An 18,490-nucleotide genomic window follows, 5' to 3' on the forward strand; every position below is an offset into this window, starting at 1 on the left:
GTTCCCGGCCACTTGCGCCTCTCAGCTGGCGGCGGCTGCAATCCTGTGCCCCGGGCTGACATGGCCCTGGTTGCTCTCGTCGCCGCGGCTGAGCTCCGGCGGCAACCCGGCGAAGCGCCGCAAGGCTCCGGCCATCTGCAGCCGGCCCGGCGCGCCCGTGATCACCACGTCCACCATCGCGAACGACGAGTGGAAATGCCCGCGCGCCTTGAGCTGCTCGACCTGGACACCGGCGGCCTCCATCGCCTCGCCATAGGCGACGCCTTCGTCGCGCAGCGGATCGAACTCGCAGGTGACGACGAAGGCCGGCGGCAGGCCGGCGACCTTGCCGCGGAGCGGCGAGACGCGCGGGTCGGTACGGTCGGCAGGCGAGCAATAGAGATCCCAGAACCAGTACATCAGCCCGCGCGTCAGGAAATAGGCGGTCGCATTCTCGTTATAAGAGGGGCGATCGAAGGTGCAGTCGGTGACCGGGCAGACCAGAAGCTGGCCGGCGATGGCGGGACCGCCGCGGTCGCGCGCGAGCTGGCAGGTGACGGCGGCGATGTTACCGCCGGCGCTCCAGCCGGCGACCAGCACGGGGCCCTGCTTGCCGCCGAGTTCAGTGGCGTGCTCGGCGATCCAGCGCGTCGCCGCATAGCCGTCCTCGGCCGCGGTCGGGAAGCGATGCTCCGGTGCGTGGCGATAGCCGACGCTGACGAAGATCATGCCGGTCCGCCGTACCATGTCGCGGCAGAACGGCTCGTCCGATTGCTCGTCGCCGAGCACCCAGCCGCCGCCATGGAAATAGACCACGATCGGATGCGGTCCCGGCGTTACCGGCTTGTAGGCGCGGTAAGGCAGCGCGCCGTCGGCGACGGGCAAAGTGCCGTCGACGATCTCGCCGATCGGCCGGCCCGCGGGGCGGCCCTGGTTGAATTCGTTGACGAAGGCGCGGGCGCCGAGCGCGCCCATCGACTCGATCGGCGGCAGGTTCAGCGACCCGAGCAGGTTCAATACCAGCCGCACGTCCGGTTGCAGGCGCACGACCTCGCCGTCGTTGCATTGTGTAGCGCCATTGGGACCGGTGAGCTTGAAACCGAGCATGCCGCTTCTGACCACCTCATCGCAGATGCTGCGATAGGGGCCGACGCCTCCGGTATAGGGCATCAGGCCCTGCACCTTGCCGGGCACGTTGGCGCCCGTGTACCAGGTGTTGGCAAGCCGGTGCAGCGTCAGCATCGAGCAGTCGGCCATGTGTCGCCCCCAGCCCGCCTGCGCCGTCTCGGTCGGCTCCATCGTGGAGAAGCCGGCATCGCGCAGCGCGGCAAGGCGATCGACTACCCAGTCGACATGCTGCTCGATCGACACCGCCATGTTCGACAGCACCGACGGACTGCCGGGCCCGGTGATCATGAAGAAGTTCGGGAAGCCCTCGACGGTGAGGCCGAGATAGGTCTGCGGACCCTGCGCCCAGACGTCGGAGAGCGACTTGCCGCCGCGCCCCGCGATCGGATGCACGGCACGGATCGCGCCGGTCATGGCGTCGAAGCCGGTCGCGAACACGATCACGTCGAGATCGAAGCTGCGGCCGTTCGTGGAGATGCCGTTTGCTGTGATTGCCTTGATCGGCTCCTGGCGCAGATTGACCAGCGTGACGTTCGGCCGGTTGTAGGTCGCGTAGTAATTGGTATCGAGGCAGGGACGTTTTGCGCCGAACGGATGATCATCCGGCATGAGCGCCGCAGCGGTCTCGGGATCCCTCACGGCCGCGCGGATCTTCTCGCGGATCAGGTCCTGGACGATCTTGTTGCCGTCGACGTCGACGGCCTGGTCGGCCCAGAGCTGCGTCAGGATGTGGACGAGGTCGCCGGCGGCCCAGGCGCGTTCGAACCGCTCGCGACGCTCGGCATCGCTCAATTGCCAGCTCACAACCGTCTGCTGCGGGTAGGGCACGCCGGCCATCGACTGGCGCGCCTGCTCGCGATAGGCCGCGCGGTCGCTTTGCAGCAGGCTCATGCGGTCCGACGGCGCCGGGCCGTTATGCGCGGGCAGCGCGAAATTCGGCGTGCGCTGGAACACGGTCAGATGCGCGGCCTGCTCGGCGATCAGCGGGATCGACTGGACGGCCGAGGAGCCCGTGCCGATCACGGCGACGCGTTTGTCCTTAAGGTTGACGCCGTCATGCGGCCAGCGTCCGGTGAAATAGACCTCCCCCTTGAAATCCTTGACGCCCTCGATCTCCGGCGGCTTCGGTGCCGACAGGCAGCCGGTCGCCATGATGTAGTGGCGACAGGAGACCGGCGCGCCGTTGTCGGTGGTGATGAGCCAGCGCTCGGAGCCCTCGTCCCATCTGGCTTCGGTGACCTTGGTCTTGAAGCGGATGTCGCGCCGGAGGTCATAGCGGTCGGCGACGAAGCCGAGATAGCGCAGGATCTCGGGCTGGGTCGCGTATTTCTCCGACCAGGTCCAGGCGGTCTCGAGCTCGGGATCGAAGGTGTAACTGTAATCGATGGTTTGGATGTCGCAGCGGGCGCCCGGATAACGGTTCCAGTACCAGGTGCCGCCGACATCGCCGGCCTCGTCCAGGGCAACTGCCTTGAAGCCGGCCTTGCGCAAGCGATGCAGGAGATAGAGGCCGGCGAACCCGGCGCCGACCACGGCAACGTCGACCTCTTGGGCGGCTCCGCGCTCATTGGAGGCACGTGTGGCAACCATCGCGTCAGGCATGGCATTCCTCCCGTATGTTTTGTTTTGCCGGCAGGCTATCGCTGCAGGTTCAGCTTGTCATCACAGCAAGTGCAATCCTCGGTGGTCGTTTGCGGCGGCATCATGGCCGAGTGAATCTTTGCGGTGCTACACGCATCGCGATGCACAATGGCCGTGCTTATCCGGGGTAATCATGCCTGATCCGCCTGTGTATGCTTGCGGCTACAAGCCACGCGTATCCCCCCGAGCGTCATGCCAGAGTTGAGCGAGCGAACCAAAGCGAACATGGACGTCGTCCTGGAGGAGACGTGCCGGCAACTACCGTATGGCGGCGATCACGACAGGCGCAGGTTCATCGCCGAGCGCCTGATCGAGGCGGCACAGGCGGGACACTCCACGCTCGGTGAGCTCGGCATCACCGCGCGCCGGGCGCTGGCGGAGCTACTTGCCAAGGGCGGCTAGGTCGCGCTTGCCTCGCTCACTGCTGCGGACGTAACCTGCCGGAACCGTTGCATCGAGATGCTTCGAAGATGCGCTCCGTGCTCGCGCTTGTTGCGGCTTCCATGGTGCTCTATTGCGCCGGCTTGGCGACGGCCCAGCCGGTCGGACAATTTCCATTCGCGTTGACGCGCGAAGGACAGATGCTCGGCGCCGTCGAAGGCGAGGTGGCCTCCTTCAAAGGACTTGCTTATGCGGCGCCGCCGGTCGGCGCGCTGCGCTGGCGCGCGCCGCAGCCGACGGATGAGAGTTCGGAGATGCACACCGCCTATGATTATGGCGCGCCGTGCCTTCAGCCATCGCTGCCTGCCGCGCGCGAGGATTGCCTCACGCTGAACGTGTTCCGCCCCTTCGGGGTCGACGGTCCGCTGCCGGTGATGGTGTTCATTCATGGCGGCGGCTTCGTGAGCGGCACCGCGAACGATCCGTTGTTCGACGGTGCAAAGCTGGCGCAGGCCGGCCTCATCGTCGTCACCGTGAATTATCGCCTCGGCGTGCTCGGCTGGTTGACGCATCCGGCGCTGTCGGAAGACGGCTCCGGCAATTTCGGCCTGATGGATCAGATCGCGGCACTGCGTTGGGTGCACGACAACATCGCGGCGTTCGGTGGCGATCCCAACAATGTCACCCTGTTCGGCAACGGCGCAGGCGCGACATCGATCGCATTGCTGATGCTGTGCCGGCAGGCGCGCGGCCTATTCCATAAAGCCATTTTGCAATCGCTGCCGGGCCGCGCCGCTCTGCAGTCACGGCGGGAAGCCGAGCTCGTGAGCGCGCAGTTCGTCGCGGAGTTCGTGTCCGAGCCGGATTTGCGCGACGTCCCGCCGGCGAAACTGCTGGCTGCTCAAGATCGCACCCTGGCGAAACTCACGCGTGCCTTTGGCCCGGTCGTGGACGGAAGCCTGGTGGCGGAGGACATCGTTACGGCATTCACCGCGCGACACGAAAGCCGCATCCCTCTCATTATCGGCTCGAATGACGACGAAACGCGTTTCGGCGGTGAAGGAGATGCCCAGGACAGCGGAACCGACGGTCTGCGCGAACTCTACCCCGACCTTTCGAAGCCCCCGGAACTGAAGGCCAGGTTCTATACCGACAAGGTCTTCTCCGAGCCGGTCCGATTGCTGGCTCGTCTTCACGCCGCCACTGGTGCGCCGACCTTTCGCTATCGCTTCGGCTATGTGCCCGAGGCGAAGCGGGCAAATCCCGATCATGGGCATGGACGCGAGTTGCAGTTCATCTTCGGCGTCGAAGGCGTCCCCGGTGCCGGCATCCTGTCGCGGCGCGACCGCGAGGTCGCAAGTCGCATGCGCGGCTATTGGATCAATTTCGCGAGAAGCGGCAATCCCAATGGTCCGGGTCTCCCCCATTGGGACGCAGCCGCAGACCGCGATCGTCTGCTGCTCGTCACGAATGACGGCATCGCGAGCGGAGACGACCCCTTGGCGGAGCGTCTCGATCGGCTGGCAGGTGAGAGCAGGAAATGAGTTGGACTTAAGCCGCGAGCTCGACGCGCGGCGCGGGGCTCAGCCGGCTTTCCTCCAGATAGTCCATCGCGCCGTCCTTCTCGACGGCGTAGAACTGCAGGCCTTCCCGTGACTTGAAGGCGGCGCGCACGACGCCGCGGCGGCCCTTGTCACTGTTGACCACGTCCCCCAGCGCAAACTTCCTCATCTTCGTCCTCGTCATCTGGCCGACTGCTTCGGCCATGTCCGGGGATTTTGGAAGGCAAATCGTTAACGGCTTGCTAACCATACGGCTTGGCCTATGCTCGCCGCCGGTCGCGCGGGCAGCTCGCACGCGCCTGTTGCGGACGAGATACGAGCCCATGACGCGATTTCCCACCTTGTTCCTGTCGCATGGCGGCGGCCCCTGGCCGTTCATGGAAGATCGACGGGTGCAATATGCGAAGACCGCCGCGGAGTTCGCCCGGCTGCCGCAGCTGTTGCCGGCGAGACCGAGGGCCGTGCTGGTCATCACCGGCCATTGGGAGGCCGACGACTTCACCGTGTCGACCTCGGCGCATCCGCCGATGGTGTACGACTATTACGGTTTCCCCGAGCATACCTACCATCTCAAATATCCGGCGCCGGGCCAGCCGGAGCTCGCCGCGCAGGTGAAGGCGCTGCTCGCGCGCGCCGACGTCGATTGCCGGGAGGATCCCAACCAGGGCTTCGACCACGGCACCTTCGTGCCGCTCGGGTTGATGTATCCGAACGCGGACATGCCGATCGTGTTGCTGTCGCTGAAGTCGAGCTATGACGCGGCCGAGCATATCAGGGTCGGGCAGGCGATCGCATCGCTCCGCGACGAAGGGATCCTGATCGTCGGCAGCGGGCTGACCTATCACAACATGCGCGGCTTCAACCGGCCGGAGTCCAAGCCGGTCTCGTATGACTTCGAGGCCTATCTGAACGAGGCCATCGGCAATCCGGATGCGGCGCGCCGCAATGCGATGCTGGTCGATTGGGAGAATGCCCCCAGCGCGCGCCTTGCGCATCCGCGGGAGGATCATCTGTTGCCGCTGATGGTCGCAGCCGGCGCCGCCGGCAGCGACACGGGCAAACGCGTCTTCGTCGACGAGGTCTCGAACGTAGCGATGGCGTCGTATGTGTTTGGACAGCAAGCCTAGCCGTATTTCAGCTTCATGAACAAAATGCCGCCGGCGAGCACCATGGTGATGGCGTTGGCGGCGACGAGCGGAGCGTCGCCGGAGAGCAGGCCGTAGATCAGCCAGAGCGCAAGTCCCAGCACCATGACCAGGAACATGCCGAGCGAGATGTCGCCGGTGGAGCGGGTCTTCCACACCTTGATGGCCTGCGGCGCATAGGCCACGGTGGTGCAGGTGGCGGCGGCAAAGCCGATCAGCTTGATGACGAAGGGGTCCATGCCGGCTCTATAGCATGGATTCGACGAGGACCATGCTTCGAGCCGAAACGCTCTACGCCCGCGCGGCCATGAGGCCGCGGTAGAGCGCGGCATAGTCGCCGGCGCGGTTGCGCCAGGAGACGTCGGTCGCAAGGCCGCTTCGTTGCAGTCGGCGCCAGGTCACCTTGTCGTGGAAGGCGGTGTTGGCCTTGCGCAAGCTGCCGGCGAGGGCGGCTGCCGTCACGGGGCCGAACTTGAAGCCGGTGGCCTCGCGGCCGGACGCGTCGGCTTCGCCGATATCGACGATGGTGTCCTCCAGGCCCCCGACGCGCGACACGATCGGGACCGCGCCATAGCGTAGTGCGCAGAGCTGGGTCAGTCCGCAAGGCTCGAAGCGCGACGGCACGATCAGCGCGTCCGAGCCGGCCTGGATCAGATGCGCCAAAATCTCGTCGTAGCCGATCACGACGCCGATGCGGCCGGGATTGGCGCGCGCGGCCGCCTGATAGGCATCCTGGAGATCGCGGTCGCCGCTGCCGAGCAGCGCAAGCTGCATGCCTTCGCCCAGGATGGTTGGAATGGCTTCGAGTAGGAGATCGAGGCCCTTCTGCCACGACAGCCGGCTGATGACGCCGAGCAGCGGCGCCTCGTCCGAGGAATCGAGATTGAACTGCTGCTGAAGCATCGCCTTGTTCGCGGCCCGGAACGTCAGATCCTCCGCGCCGAAACGGTAGGCGATGTGTGGATCGGTTTGCGGATTCCACACCTCGATGTCGATGCCGTTGAGGATGCCACTGAGCACGCCGGCACGTGCGCGCAGGAGACCGCCGAACCCCATGCCGCCTTCGTCGCTCTGGATCTCCCGCGCGTAGGTCGGCGACACCGTGGTGATGCGATCGGCAAATTGCAGGCCGGCCTTCAGGAAGCTGATGCCGCCGAAATATTCGAGCTCGTTGACGTTGAAGGAATGCCAGGGCAGGCCGATCGCGCCGATCAGTTCAGGCGCGAACTTGCCCTGATACGCCATGTTGTGGATGGTCATCACGGTGCCGGGCCGCGGACGGTTGTCGTAGTGCAGATAGGCCGGCGCCAGCCCCGCCTGCCAATCGTGGGCATGGACGATGTCGGGTACGAAGGCCGGAACGAGGCCGTGGCCAATATCGGCAGCAATTCGGGACAGCGCGGCGAAGCGCACGCCGTTGTCCGGCCAGTCAACGCCTTCGCTCGTGACGTAGGGGTTGCCGGGGCGCGCATAGAGATGCGGCACGTCGAGCACGAACAGGTCGAGGCTGTCATGGGAGCCAGCGAGCAGCCGGCCCGGCCCGCCGAAATAGTCCGGCCAGCGCCGGATCTCCTGCGCGCCCGCGAGCGTCCGCGTCACGTCGGGATAGCCCGGCATGAGCGTGCGCATCTCGACACCGTGTGCCTTTAGCGCAACCGGCAGCGCGCCGGCGACATCCGCGAGGCCGCCGGTCTTGATGATGGGATAGACTTCAGAAGCGACCGCGAGGACGCGAACAGGCGTCATTTATTGAGCCCGTCGATCATCGGCTGCGTGATCAGCGAGATGCCCTGCTCGGTGGTGCGGAATCGCTTGGCGTCGAACTCGGGATCTTCGCCGACGACGAGGCCTTCTGGAATCTCGACGCCGCGGTCGATCACCACGTTCTTCAGACGCGCGCCGCGCCCGACGTTCACATAGGGCATGATCACGGCGTTCTCGACATTGGCATAGGAGTTGATGCGCACGCCGGTGAACAGCAGCGAGCGGCGCAGCGACGCGCCCGAGATGATGCAGCCGCCCGAGACCAGCGAGCTCACGGCCTGGCCACGCCGGCTCTCCTCGTCATGGACGAATTTGGCCGGCGGCGTGATCTCCGCATAGGACCAGATCGGCCATGCGCGGTCGAACAAATCGAGCTCCGGCACGACGTCGGTGAGGTCGATGTTGGCCGACCAATAGGCATCGACTGTGCCGACGTCACGCCAATAGGCGCCGTTGTGGGCGCTGGAGCGCACGCAGGAGGTCGAGAACTGGTGCGCAAAGGCGCGGCCGTTCTTGACGAGGTAGGGAATGATGTCCTTGCCGAAATCGTGATTGGAGTCCGGATCCTCGGCGTCGCGCTTGAGCTGGTCGAACAGGAATTTCGCGTTGAACACGTAGATGCCCATGCTGGCGAGCGAGACGTCCGGCTTGCCGGGCATCGGCGGCGGGTCTTTCGGCTTCTCCAGAAACGACTGGATCCAACCTTTCTCGTCGATATGCATGATGCCGAAGCCGGAAGATTCCGCACGCGGCATTTCGAGGCAGCCGACCGTGACATCGGCGCCGCTCTCGACATGCTCGCGCAGCATCACCTCATAGTCCATCTTGTAGATGTGATCCCCGGCCAGCACGACGATGAACCGGCAAGCATGAGACTCGATGATGTCGATGTTCTGATAGACCGCGTCCGCCGTGCCGACATACCACATGTTCTCGGACACGCGCTGGCTGGCGGGCAGAATGTCAAAGCTCTCGTTTCGCTCCGGACGGAAGAAGTTCCAGCCCATCTGAAGGTGCCGGATCAGGCTGTGCGCCTTGTACTGGGTGGCAACAGCGATGCGGCGGATACCGGAGTTCACGGCGTTCGACAGCGCGAAATCGATGATGCGGGACTTGCCCCCGAAATAGACGGCGGGCTTGGCGCGCCGGTCGGTCAGCTCCAGAAGCCGGCTGCCGCGCCCCCCGGCCAGGACGAACGCCAGCGCCTGACGGGCAAGCGGCTCATTACCGACGGCACTCATGTCATCCTCCCACGCTTTGGCATACCGGGGCTTTTTGTCGCGAAATGCCCCGCGGTCCCGCGCCCATTGGAACCGATAGTAATGGTATGCATAGTCAATCGGGAAGTAGGTTGTTGGTTGCGAGCATGGGAAGCTTAATGCTTTTGTCTTGGCCATCCAGCAGCGCACCGTGGGCGCGGCTTGTGCGCCGCACGCAAATTCCGGGCTTTGACTTGGCGCCCGAATGCCCGATCATGGTGTTGCGATCCTTTTCCAAGCGAAACGTCAGACAGGGAGTAGGACGATGAGGATCTGGAGAACGGCAATTGCCTGTGCGCTGGCCGGCGCGGTCGTCGCCGGCGGAGTTCAGCAGGCGGCGGCAGCCCCGCTGCCAACCAATGTCGCGACGATGAAGGCTGCGGCCGGCAACGACGTCACGCCGGTGCATTGGCGCGGCGGCGGTTGGGGCTTGGCTATCGGTGGTCTGGCAGCCGGCGCGATCATCGGAGGCGCCATCGCCAGCGGCGCGCCGTACGGCTATGGCTACTATGGGCGCCCGTATTACGGAGGCTATGGATATCCGGGCTACGGCTATGGTTACGCACCCGCCTATTACGGTGGCTACGCCCCGGTTTACTCCTATCCGCGATATTACGGCTATCGCAGCTACTATCGGCCCTACCGCCCGTACTACGGTGGCTTCTACCGGCCGTATCCGCGTCACTACTACCGCGCCTATTGGTGACCTTGCGCGGCTAGAGCGAGAGCCACACGATCAGGCTCATGCATGCGAGATGCATGAGCACGATCGCGGCGAGATGCAGCGGGCCGGCCTCGAGATCGAGCCCGCGCATCGCGCCGCCTCCGCTTAATTCGATCCCGCGGCCGCAGCGGTGAAGCTGCGATCGACGGCTTTGCTCACGTCGAGCTTCTTCGGCAGGATGCCGTAGCGCGTCGAGCGGTCGGACGCTGCCTGCACCTCCTTCACCACGTTCTCGTCGATCACGATCGGGCTGGTGCGTTGCGCCGTGTAGGCCGACAGCAGCACGTCCTCTGGCAGCTTGGTCAGTTCGGCCGTGTTCCTGGCGTATTCGGGAAGGTGATCGAGCGACCACAGCCGCGCCTTGTTCAAGCGCTGCACAAGATCCTGCACCGCGGCGCGCTTGGTGGCGATGGCGTTGTCGGAGGCGACGATGAAGGTGATGGTCGGCGTCAGGCCTTCGCCGTCCGCAATGACGCGGGCCTTGTCCTTCAGCGTCGCGAACGAGACGTAGGGCTCCCACACCGCCCATGCATCGATCGAGCCGGCGAGCAGCGCGATCTTGGCGTCGACGGGCCCGAGCGGCGCGAAGGTCGCATCCTCAAGCTTGATCTGCGCCTTCTCCAGCGTGGCGTCGATCAGGAACTGGCCCCAGCCGCCGCGCGTGCCCGCGAGCCGTTTGCCCTTGAGGTCGGCGGCCGATTTGATCGGCGAATCCTGGCGCACCAGGATGGCTTGCGTCCTCGCGTCCGACCGCGTGCCGCCGATCGCCTTGATCGGTGCGCCGGCCGCGTAAACCGAGAGGAAGGAGAGATCGCCGGTGTAGCCGACGTCGAGCGCGCCGGCGTTGAGCGCTTCGAGGATCGGCGCGGCCGCAGGGAATTCCGACCACTCGATCTTGTAGGGCAGGTTCTTCGCATAGCCGGAGATATCGAGCAGCGAGCGGTTGCCGCCCTTCTGGTCGCCGACGCGCAGCACGACGGCTTCGGCGGCGAAGGTCGCGGCGGCCGTCGACAAGATAATGGCCGCGGCGAACAGCGATACTGCGAACCGGCGGGTGATGGAATGATGACGGGAGTTGATGCGCATGTGGCCTGTCTTGTTGCTTTGCTCACGACGCGTGAGCGGACGATGCAGCGAGACGATCAAGTCTATGAGCGTGCGATGCGCCGTCAATGAAATGGGCGTTCGTATTGCGCACGCCTCAGGCAAGGACGTTTCATCGAACGGCCGCGCGTGAGAAGACGGCATGCTTGCGACGGAGAGCTGCACAGGAATGATGCAGATGCGTGCCCCGCTTCGCTCGGCATTGGCCACTGCATTCGCGAAAATCCTTTCATCGTTCCTGCGTGCGGCGATGGACAGAATGACCTCGCTTCGCGCAACATTCGAAATTCCATTTCATTGACGATGAGGCGCGTGCGCCGCATGATTTGCGCATCGCTTCAACGCGGCGCGTGAAGCGCCGCAGAACGACATTCTCTCAACGCAGCTCCGCACGGAACATGCGCAACGCCACGCGTCGCGCCGACGGCGGAGCCGTGCCAGCGCAGGAGCGGGACCGATGAACGACGATGAAAAGCGCGGCGGATCGAAATTCGACCGGCGCCATCTGCTTCAGGCGGGACTCGCGGCAGCCTTCGCTGCACCGCTCGGCGCGTTCGGTGCAGCGCAGGCCTTCGCACCGGGCGGGATTGCGACCGGCGTCGATTTCTCCGAGTTTCCGCTGTGCCGGACGGCATCGAGCGCGCCTGCGCTCACCGGCGCGCCGCGCAAGCTGAAACTGTCGTGGAATGCCGGCGCGGTTTGTCTTGCGCCCGTGCCGGTCGCGATCGAGTACGGCTTCTTCCAGAAGCACAATCTCGACGTCGAGCTCGTCAACTATTCCGGCTCGACCGACCAGCTGCTCGAGGCGATCGCGACGGGCAAGAGCGACGCCGGCCTCGGCATGGCGCTGCGCTGGCTGAAGCCGCTGGAGCAGGGCTTTGACGTCAAGATCGCCGCGGGCACCCATGGTGGTTGCATGCGCGTGCTGTCGCGCACCGATTCCAGCGTCGCCAAGCTCGCCGATCTCAAGGGCAAGATCGTCGCGGTCGGCGATCTCGCCGGCCCGGACAAGAACTTCTTCTCGATCCAGCTCGCAAAGCTCGGCATCGATCCGGTCAAGGGTGTCGATTGGCGCGCTTATCCCGGCAACCTTCTCAACGTTGCTGTCGAGAAGGGCGAGGTGCAGGCGTTCCTGTCGTCCGATCCGCTGGCCTATCTCTGGCTCAAGGACACCCAATACAAGGAAGTCGCCTCCAATCTCGACGGCGAGTATCGCGAGAAGAGCTGCTGCATCCTCGGCCTGCGCGGCAGCCTGGTGCGCGAGGAGCCGCAGGTTGCCCGCGCCATCACCCAGGCGCTGCTGGATGCTGCGATGTTCACCGCGCAGAATGCGACGGTTGCGGCAAAATCGTTCCAGCCCTACGCGCCGAAGGCGGCGACGCTCGCCGATATCGAGGGCATGGTGCGCTACCATACCCACCATCATCATCCCGTCGGCGACGTGCTCAAGCGCGAGCTGAAGGCCTATGCCGACGATCTCAAGAGCGTGCAGGTGTTCAAGCAAAGCACCGATACGGCCAAATTCGCGGAGCGCATCTATGTCGACGTATTCGCTGTCTGACGGGCTTGCCTCCGGCGCGCCGCGCGTCTCGCGCGCACCGCTGCTGGCAAGTTGGATCCGGGAATCTGGCGTCGGCGTGCTCGCCAGCATCGCCTGGATCGCTTTCGGCCTGTCCTGCCTGTGGTGGCAGGATGTGGGCGACTGGTCGCGCACGCATTCGCTCGGTATTGCTGCCTTCATCATCGCCGCCATCGCGCTGTTCGGCACCATCGGGGCCGATTATCTCGGCTCTGCCGGTCGGGCCCTGCACAAGCGCGCGCCCTGGCTGGTCGCGCTCGGCGCGTTCCTGACGCTATGGGAGGTCGCGACCGCGAAATTCGCCTGGCTGCCGCTGCCGTTCTTTCCGCCGCCGCAGGCGATCATCGAGGTCTATACCGACGATCTGCCAAAGCTGCTCGACAGCGTCTTCGCCTCGGTCAAGCTCCAGCTCGGCGGCTATCTGATCGGCGCCACGATCGGCTTCCTCACCGGCGTCTCGATCGGCTGGTCGCGCGCGGTCGGCTATTGGGTGCATCCGATGCTGCGTTTCATCGGCCCGCTGCCGGCAACGGCGTGGCTGCCGATCGCCTTCTTCACGTTTCCGTCGAGCTGGAGCGCCTCGACGTTCCTGATCGCGCTGGCGACGGGCTTCCCCGTGACCGTGCTGACCTGGTCGGGCGTTGCGAGCGTCAGCAATGCCTATTACGACGTCGCGCGCACGCTGGGCGCCAAGCCGTCCTTCCTGGTGCTGAAAGTCGCGATCCCCGCCGCCCTCCCGCACGTCTTCGTCGGCCTGTTCATGGGGCTGGGCTCGTCCTTCGCGGTGCTGGTCGTCGCCGAGATGATCGGCGTCAAGGCCGGCCTCGGCTGGTACCTGCAATGGGCGCAGGGCTGGGCCGCCTACGCCAACATGTATGCCGCGCTGATCGTGATGTCGCTGCTGTGCTCCGGCGCGATCACGCTGCTGTTTTCGATCCGCGACCGTCTCCTGGTCTGGCAGAAGGGGACCGTGAAATGGTAGCTCTGGCTGAAACTGTCACACATCCCGCGGCCGGCGCCGCGCTCGACATCGAGCAGGTTAGCCACGCCTTCGACATCGGCGGCACCGAGCTGCCGGTGCTCAGCGACGTCAGCATCTCGGTCGAGCCCGGCGAGTTCGTCGCGCTGCTTGGCCCCTCCGGCTGCGGCAAGTCGACCTTGCTGCGCCTGGTCGCCGGGCTCGACAAGCCCAAGGCGGGAAGGCTGCGGGAGGACGAGGACCGCATCCGAAGTCCGCATCCCTCGCGCGTCGTCGTGTTCCAGGATCCGACCCTGTTTCCCTGGCGGTCGGTCTGGGACAACGTCGCCCTGGGCCTCGAGGCCCAGGGCATTTTGAAGAGCCAGCGTCACCGCGTCGATGCCGCGCTGGACCTCGTCGGGCTGGCGTCGTTTCGCAACGCCTATCCGCACCAGCTCTCCGGCGGCATGGCGCAGCGCGTCGCGCTGGCGCGAGCGCTGGTCAATGATCCCAAGATCCTGATCCTCGACGAGCCGCTCGGCAAGCTCGACTCGCTCACCCGCATCATCATGCAGGCCGAGCTCGTCTCGCTCTGGCAGCGCAAGGGTTTCACCACGCTGTTGGTGACGCACGATGCCGAGGAGGCTCTGGTGCTCGCCAACCGCGTCATCGTGTTCAGCGACCGGCCGGCGCGGGTCAAGGCCGACATCCGCGTCGATCGGCCTTATCCGCGGCATCGCGGCGATCCATATCTCGCCGATCTGCGCCGCCAGATCCTCGGCCTCTTGGGACTGGACGCCACATGGTAATTTCCGCAGCCACGGGTCGCACGGCCCACAGCGAGCCCGACTACATCGCGCGCGCCGAAGTGCTTGCCGAAGGCTTCGCCGTGCGCGCGGCCGAGCATGACCGTACCGGCAGCTTTCCATTCGAGAACTTTCGCGAGCTGTCTGAAGCAGGCCTGTTATCGTTGACGGTGCCCGCCGTTCATGGTGGCGCTGGTGCCGGCGCGCGATACACCGCGCGCGTCCTCGGCATCATCGGCAAGGCCGATCCGTCGACCGCGCTGGTGCTGTCGATGCACTACATCAATCATCTGGTGATGGCGCGCAGCCCGACCTGGCCGGCGAAGCTGTCGCGCAAGTTGGCGCGCGAAAGCGTCGAGGGCCTCGCGCTGGTCAACGCGCTGCGGGTCGAGCCCGAGCTCGGCTCACCCGCCCGCGGCGGCCTGCCGGCGACGATCGCGCGGCGCACCGACACCGGCTGGCGGCTCACCGGCCACAAGATCTATTCGACGGGCTCGCCGATCCTGAAATGGTACCTAGTCTGGGCGCGGACCGACGAGGCCGAGCCGCGCGTCGGACAGTTCCTGGTGCCGGCGGGCCTGCCGGGCACGCGCATCGTCGAGACCTGGGACCATCACGGCCTGCGCGCTAGTGGCAGCCACGACGTCGTTTTCGACGACGTCGTGATCCCGCTCGATGCCGAAGTCGACGTGCGCAAGCCGGCCGATTGGCGCACGCTCGACGTCACGCAGGCGAGCGTTCACACGCTCTTCGTCGCCGCGATCTATGACGGCGTCGCCCGCGCCGCGCGCGACTGGTTGATCACCTTCCTCAAGCAGCGTGTTCCCGCCAGCCTCGGCGCACCGCTGGCGAGCCTGCCGCGGGCACAGGAGATCCTCGGCGGCATCGAGGCACGGCTCACGGTCGATGCGCGGCTGATAGATACGTTCGCGCGTGATTTCGATGACGGCGTCCAGCTCTCGGGAAGCGAGTCAAACGTCATCAAGCTCACCGTGACGAACAATGCCGTCGCCGTGGTCGAGGACGCGCTGTCGCTCACCGGCAATCACGGCCTGTCCCGCACCAATCCGCTGGAGCGGCACTATCGCGACGTGCTGTGCGGGCGCGTGCACACGCCGCAGGACGATTCCACGCGCATCGGCCTCGGCCGCGCCGCATTGGGCCTCTAGCCTATCCGGAAAACAATCAGGGAGACGATCATGTCGATCGAGTTCATCGGCTTCATCAGCAACAACAATTCATCCGAGACCGTGGTCCGCGAAGGTCCGATGCTCAACCCCACCCACATCGAGACGGTGGCGAAGGCGCATGAGAATGCCGGCTTCGATCGCGCGCTGCTGGCGTTTCATTCGACCTCGCCCGACGCGCTCCAGGTTGCTCAGCACGTCCTGAATCACACCTCGCGCCTCAACGTGCTGATCGCGCAGCGGCCCGGCTTCACTGCGCCCACGCTGCTGGCGCGGCAGTTTGCAGTGCTCGACCAGTTTTCGCGCGGCAGGGTGGCCCTGCACGTCATCACCGGCGGCAATGCCGCCGAGCTCAGGCAGGACGGCAACACGCTCGACGACAAGGACGAGCGTTACGCCCGCACATCCGAATTCCTCGACGTGCTCAAGCTGGAATGGACCAGCGACAAGCCGTTCACCTACAGAGGCAAGTACTACCAGGTCGAGAACGCGTTCTCGCAGGTGAAGCCGTATCGGCCGGAGGGCATCCGCGTCTATTTCGGCGGGGCCTCGGATGCGGCGATCGACGTCGCCGGCAAGCATGCCGACACCTTCGCGCTGTGGGGCGAATCCTATGCGCAGGTGCGCGACGTCACCTCGCGCGTCCATAACGCAGCGGTCCGGCAGGGGCGGCCGACGCCGCGCTTCAGCCTGTCGGTTCGGCCGATCATTGCGCCGACCGAGAAGCAGGCCTGGGAGAAGGCGGAAGAGATCTTGGCGCGCGCCACCGCGCTTCAGGACAAGACCGGCTATCGCAAGCCCGCGGACGGCCATGCCACCGCCGGTGCGCGGCGCCTGCTTGCGCTCGCCGATCAGGGCAGCCGCATCGACAAGCGGCTGTGGACCGAGATCGCAAAGCTCACCGGCGCCAACAGCAACACCACCGCACTCGTCGGCACGCCCGAGCAGGTCGCCGAAGTGTTCGGCGACTATTACGACCTCGGCATCAGCCACTTCCTGATCCGCGGCTTCGATCCGCTGATCGACGCCATCGAGTATGGCCGCGAGCTGATCCCGCTGACGCGGGAGATCGTCGCCAAGCGTCAGGCCGTGCGCGGCGAGGCCGCGGAATGATCCGCCTCATGTTGGCCGGCGCGCTGCTGTTCGGTTCATTGGAGCTTGCAGCGGCGCAAACCACCTTGCGCGTGGGTGACCAGAAGGGCAATGCACAGGCCGTGATGGAAGCGGCCGGCGTGCTCAAGGACGTTCCCTACAAGATCGAGTGGAAGGAGTTTCCGGCGGCAGCGCCCTTGCTCGAAGCGCTCAGCGCCGGTGCGATCGAGACCGGACTCGTGGGCGACGCGCCCTTCACCTTCGCCGCCGCTTCCGGCGCGCCGGTCAAGGCGATCGCCGCCATCCGGCAAACCCGCGAGGGCCTCGCGATCCTCGTGCCGGAGACTTCGTCGATCAAGAGCTTTGCCGATTTGCGCGGCAAGAAGATTGCAACGGGCCGCGGCTCGATCGGTCATCAGCTGATCCTCGCCGCGCTCGAGAAGAACGGCTGGGCTGCGAGCGACGTGCAAATTGCCTTCTTGGCGCCGTCGGATGCCAAGATCGCGTATACGCAAGGATCCGTCGATGCCTGGTCGACCTGGGAGCCATATGTCAGCCAGGAAGAGGTGCTGTTCAAATCCCGCCGCATCATCACCTCGGAAGGCCTGACGCCGGGGCTAAGCTTCCAGGTCGCGCGGCCCGATGCGATCAGGGACAAGCGCGCGGAGCTGACGGACTTCATCCGCCGCCTCAGCGCGGCGCGGGCGTGGTCGCTGAACAACATCGACAGCTATGCTGCGACCTGGGGCCGGCTGATGAACATCCCGACCGCCGTGCCGCAGAACTGGCTGTCGCGCGCCAAGATCCGCATTACGCCGATCGACGACGGCGTGGTCGCGGACGAGCAGAGCACGATCGATCTCTATTTCCGCTGGGGACTGATCAAGCGGAAGTTGGATGCAGCCGAGATCGTGGATCGCTCCTTCACGGATGCGATTGCGAGGGCGGGGCTGTAGGCAGGCCTCGTGTCCCGGACGTGCTGCAGCGTGAAACGCTGCTGCGCAGAGCCGGGACCCATGCTGCGCAGTGTGCTCGCGGTGAGATGGGCCCCGGGCTCAGCAGCGCACCACTGCGTGATGCGCTGCGTCCAGAGCACGAGATATCACAACCCTCTCAAGGCCTCGTGAGATGGAGAACAGCGCTTCCATAATGCGCGCATTCCTCGACGCTTTCCTTCCTCGTTCCGTGTCGCCGACAACACCCCTATTGCTATTTGCACCACCTCCCTTGCAACGCGCCGCATCCCCTCAAAAATCAATCCGACGACCACATCGGGAGACCGGCCATGGGCCTGCAAGAAGCAAAAATCGAGTCGCTTCCCTTCGTCACTGCCGAACTCAACTATCTCGCGCCTGTTACAGCCAAGCCGCGCACCTATGCCTTCGATCCGCCGCCGGGCGAGCCGAAGAGCACGGCGCTGCCGGAGCCGCATCAGGTGCCGATCTTCGATGCGCGGCTGATCGCGCAGAACTTCTCGCTCGATCGCGAAGGCTTCGCGCTGGTGCGCCATCCGACCCAGGTAAAAGATTTCTACAACGACGCCGAGGTGAGGGCGGTCTACTATCCCGCCGTCGAAGCATTCCTGCGCGCGACGCTGCGGGCCGACCGCGTCGTCATCTTCGATCATACCGTGCGCAGGCGTGTCGAGGGCGCGGCGGACATCCGCGATGGCGGCCCACGCCAGCCCGCGACGCGCGTCCATGTCGACCAGACCGCAATCTCCGGCGCCAACCGCGTGCGCGAGCATCTGCCCGAGGAAGCCGACGAGTTGCTGAAGGGCCGGGTGCAGGTGATCAACCTGTGGCGGCCGATCCGCGGTCCCTTGCGCGATTCGCCGCTGGCGATGGCCGACGGCACCACGGTCGCGCCTGATGATCTCGTCGCCTCGGATCTCATCTATCCAAATCGCCGCGGCGAGACCTATTCGGTGAAGTACAATCCGAACCATCGCTGGTTCTATTTTCCCGAGATGACCCCGGAAGAGGCGCTACTGCTGAAATGCTACGATTCCGTAACCGACGGCCGCACCCGGTTCGGGCCGCATACGGCGTTCGTGGATCCGACGACGCCACAAGATGCTGCGCCCCGCGAAAGCATCGAGGTGCGCACGCTGGTGTTCCATAAGCAGTAGCAAAGGGCGATGGCACTGCTGCCCGCGCGCTCGGCATAATGCGCGCGGGC

17 protein-coding genes are annotated in these 18,490 nt (G+C 65.4%); 11 read left to right on the plus strand and 6 right to left on the minus strand.

What is annotated here, in order from left to right; translation table 11 throughout:
- Positions 1 to 21: 21 nt before the first annotated feature.
- Positions 22 to 2,709, minus strand: coding sequence for a flavin-containing monooxygenase (locus tag LPJ38_RS15020; RefSeq protein WP_145636795.1), 2,688 nt, complete (start codon positions 2,707 to 2,709; stop codon positions 22 to 24).
- Positions 2,710 to 2,940: 231 nt separating this feature from the next.
- On the opposite strand from LPJ38_RS15020, the gene LPJ38_RS15025 reads away from it, so the two are divergent.
- Together LPJ38_RS15025 and LPJ38_RS15030 are read left to right on the plus strand one after the other, a co-directional pair.
- Positions 2,941 to 3,150: a hypothetical protein gene (locus LPJ38_RS15025; RefSeq protein ID WP_145636798.1), complete on the plus strand. Its 210-nt coding sequence runs from the start codon at positions 2,941 to 2,943 to the stop codon at positions 3,148 to 3,150.
- A 68-nt stretch (positions 3,151 to 3,218) separates the two neighbouring features.
- Positions 3,219 to 4,673, plus strand: coding sequence for a carboxylesterase/lipase family protein (locus LPJ38_RS15030; protein WP_145636801.1), 1,455 nt, complete (start codon positions 3,219 to 3,221; stop codon positions 4,671 to 4,673).
- 7 nt (positions 4,674 to 4,680) lie between these two features.
- Here the strand turns inward: LPJ38_RS15030 and LPJ38_RS15035 are convergent, their stop codons facing one another.
- Positions 4,681 to 4,860 carry a hypothetical protein gene (locus LPJ38_RS15035; protein ID WP_060737591.1) on the minus strand — a complete coding sequence of 60 codons (180 nt, stop codon included), beginning with the start codon at positions 4,858 to 4,860 and terminating at the stop codon, positions 4,681 to 4,683.
- 154 nt (positions 4,861 to 5,014) lie between these two features.
- On the opposite strand from LPJ38_RS15035, the gene LPJ38_RS15040 reads away from it, so the two are divergent.
- The gene (locus LPJ38_RS15040; RefSeq protein WP_145636804.1) at positions 5,015 to 5,818 is read left to right on the plus strand and encodes a DODA-type extradiol aromatic ring-opening family dioxygenase; all 804 of its coding nucleotides are present in this window, start codon (positions 5,015 to 5,017) and stop codon (positions 5,816 to 5,818) included.
- On the opposite strand, the gene LPJ38_RS15045 is transcribed toward LPJ38_RS15040, so the two are convergent.
- Genes LPJ38_RS15045 through glgC form a run of 3 tightly spaced genes read right to left on the minus strand, consistent with a single transcriptional unit; the run spans position 5,815 to position 8,841 of the window.
- Positions 5,815 to 6,075, minus strand: a complete 261-nt coding sequence (locus LPJ38_RS15045) for a SemiSWEET transporter (RefSeq protein WP_008557016.1) — start codon at positions 6,073 to 6,075, stop codon at positions 5,815 to 5,817. The two genes, LPJ38_RS15040 and LPJ38_RS15045, sit on opposite strands and share 4 nt — an antisense overlap.
- Positions 6,076 to 6,127: 52 nt before the next feature.
- Complete coding sequence (glgA, locus tag LPJ38_RS15050) at positions 6,128 to 7,582, minus strand: glycogen synthase GlgA (protein WP_145636807.1); 1,455 nt, start codon at positions 7,580 to 7,582, stop codon at positions 6,128 to 6,130.
- Positions 7,579 to 8,841 carry a glucose-1-phosphate adenylyltransferase gene (gene glgC, locus LPJ38_RS15055; protein ID WP_060737592.1) on the minus strand — a complete coding sequence of 421 codons (1,263 nt, stop codon included), beginning with the start codon at positions 8,839 to 8,841 and terminating at the stop codon, positions 7,579 to 7,581. Before glgC ends, glgA begins: the two co-directional genes overlap by 4 nt.
- A gap of 283 nt (positions 8,842 to 9,124) precedes the next feature.
- On the opposite strand from glgC, the gene LPJ38_RS15060 reads away from it, so the two are divergent.
- The gene (locus LPJ38_RS15060) at positions 9,125 to 9,565 is read left to right on the plus strand and encodes a hypothetical protein (protein ID WP_145636810.1); all 441 of its coding nucleotides are present in this window, start codon (positions 9,125 to 9,127) and stop codon (positions 9,563 to 9,565) included.
- 123 nt (positions 9,566 to 9,688) lie between these two features.
- Here the strand turns inward: LPJ38_RS15060 and LPJ38_RS15065 are convergent, their stop codons facing one another.
- Positions 9,689 to 10,669, minus strand: a complete 981-nt coding sequence (locus LPJ38_RS15065; RefSeq protein WP_145636813.1) for an ABC transporter substrate-binding protein — start codon at positions 10,667 to 10,669, stop codon at positions 9,689 to 9,691.
- Between the two features lie 475 nt (positions 10,670 to 11,144).
- Here LPJ38_RS15065 and LPJ38_RS15070 point away from each other — a divergent pair, with 475 nt between their 5' ends.
- From LPJ38_RS15070 to LPJ38_RS15100, 7 genes are all read left to right on the plus strand, one after another.
- Positions 11,145 to 12,248 (plus strand): ABC transporter substrate-binding protein, encoded by a 1,104-nt coding sequence (locus LPJ38_RS15070; RefSeq protein WP_145636816.1) that lies wholly within the window; start codon positions 11,145 to 11,147, stop codon positions 12,246 to 12,248.
- Positions 12,226 to 13,248, plus strand: coding sequence for an ABC transporter permease (locus LPJ38_RS15075; protein WP_145636819.1), 1,023 nt, complete (start codon positions 12,226 to 12,228; stop codon positions 13,246 to 13,248). Before LPJ38_RS15070 ends, LPJ38_RS15075 begins: the two co-directional genes overlap by 23 nt.
- Positions 13,242 to 14,033, plus strand: coding sequence for an ABC transporter ATP-binding protein (locus LPJ38_RS15080; protein ID WP_145636824.1), 792 nt, complete (start codon positions 13,242 to 13,244; stop codon positions 14,031 to 14,033). The genes LPJ38_RS15075 and LPJ38_RS15080 overlap by 7 nt, the downstream gene beginning before the upstream one ends.
- The gene (locus LPJ38_RS15085; RefSeq protein ID WP_145636827.1) at positions 14,027 to 15,199 is read left to right on the plus strand and encodes an acyl-CoA dehydrogenase family protein; all 1,173 of its coding nucleotides are present in this window, start codon (positions 14,027 to 14,029) and stop codon (positions 15,197 to 15,199) included. The genes LPJ38_RS15080 and LPJ38_RS15085 overlap by 7 nt, the downstream gene beginning before the upstream one ends.
- Positions 15,200 to 15,229: 30 nt before the next feature.
- Entirely contained in the window at positions 15,230 to 16,330 is a 1,101-nt protein-coding gene (locus LPJ38_RS15090; RefSeq protein WP_145636830.1) for an LLM class flavin-dependent oxidoreductase, read from the plus strand.
- Positions 16,327 to 17,265, plus strand: a complete 939-nt coding sequence (locus LPJ38_RS15095; protein WP_145636834.1) for an ABC transporter substrate-binding protein — start codon at positions 16,327 to 16,329, stop codon at positions 17,263 to 17,265. Before LPJ38_RS15090 ends, LPJ38_RS15095 begins: the two co-directional genes overlap by 4 nt.
- 329 nt (positions 17,266 to 17,594) lie before the next feature.
- A complete protein-coding gene (locus LPJ38_RS15100; protein ID WP_145636837.1) occupies positions 17,595 to 18,440 on the plus strand; it encodes a CmcJ/NvfI family oxidoreductase in 846 nt (281 codons plus the stop codon).
- The last annotated feature ends 50 nt before the right edge of the window (positions 18,441 to 18,490 follow it).

Source organism: Bradyrhizobium daqingense (assembly GCF_021044685.1).
GTDB lineage: Bacteria > Pseudomonadota > Alphaproteobacteria > Rhizobiales > Xanthobacteraceae > Bradyrhizobium > Bradyrhizobium daqingense.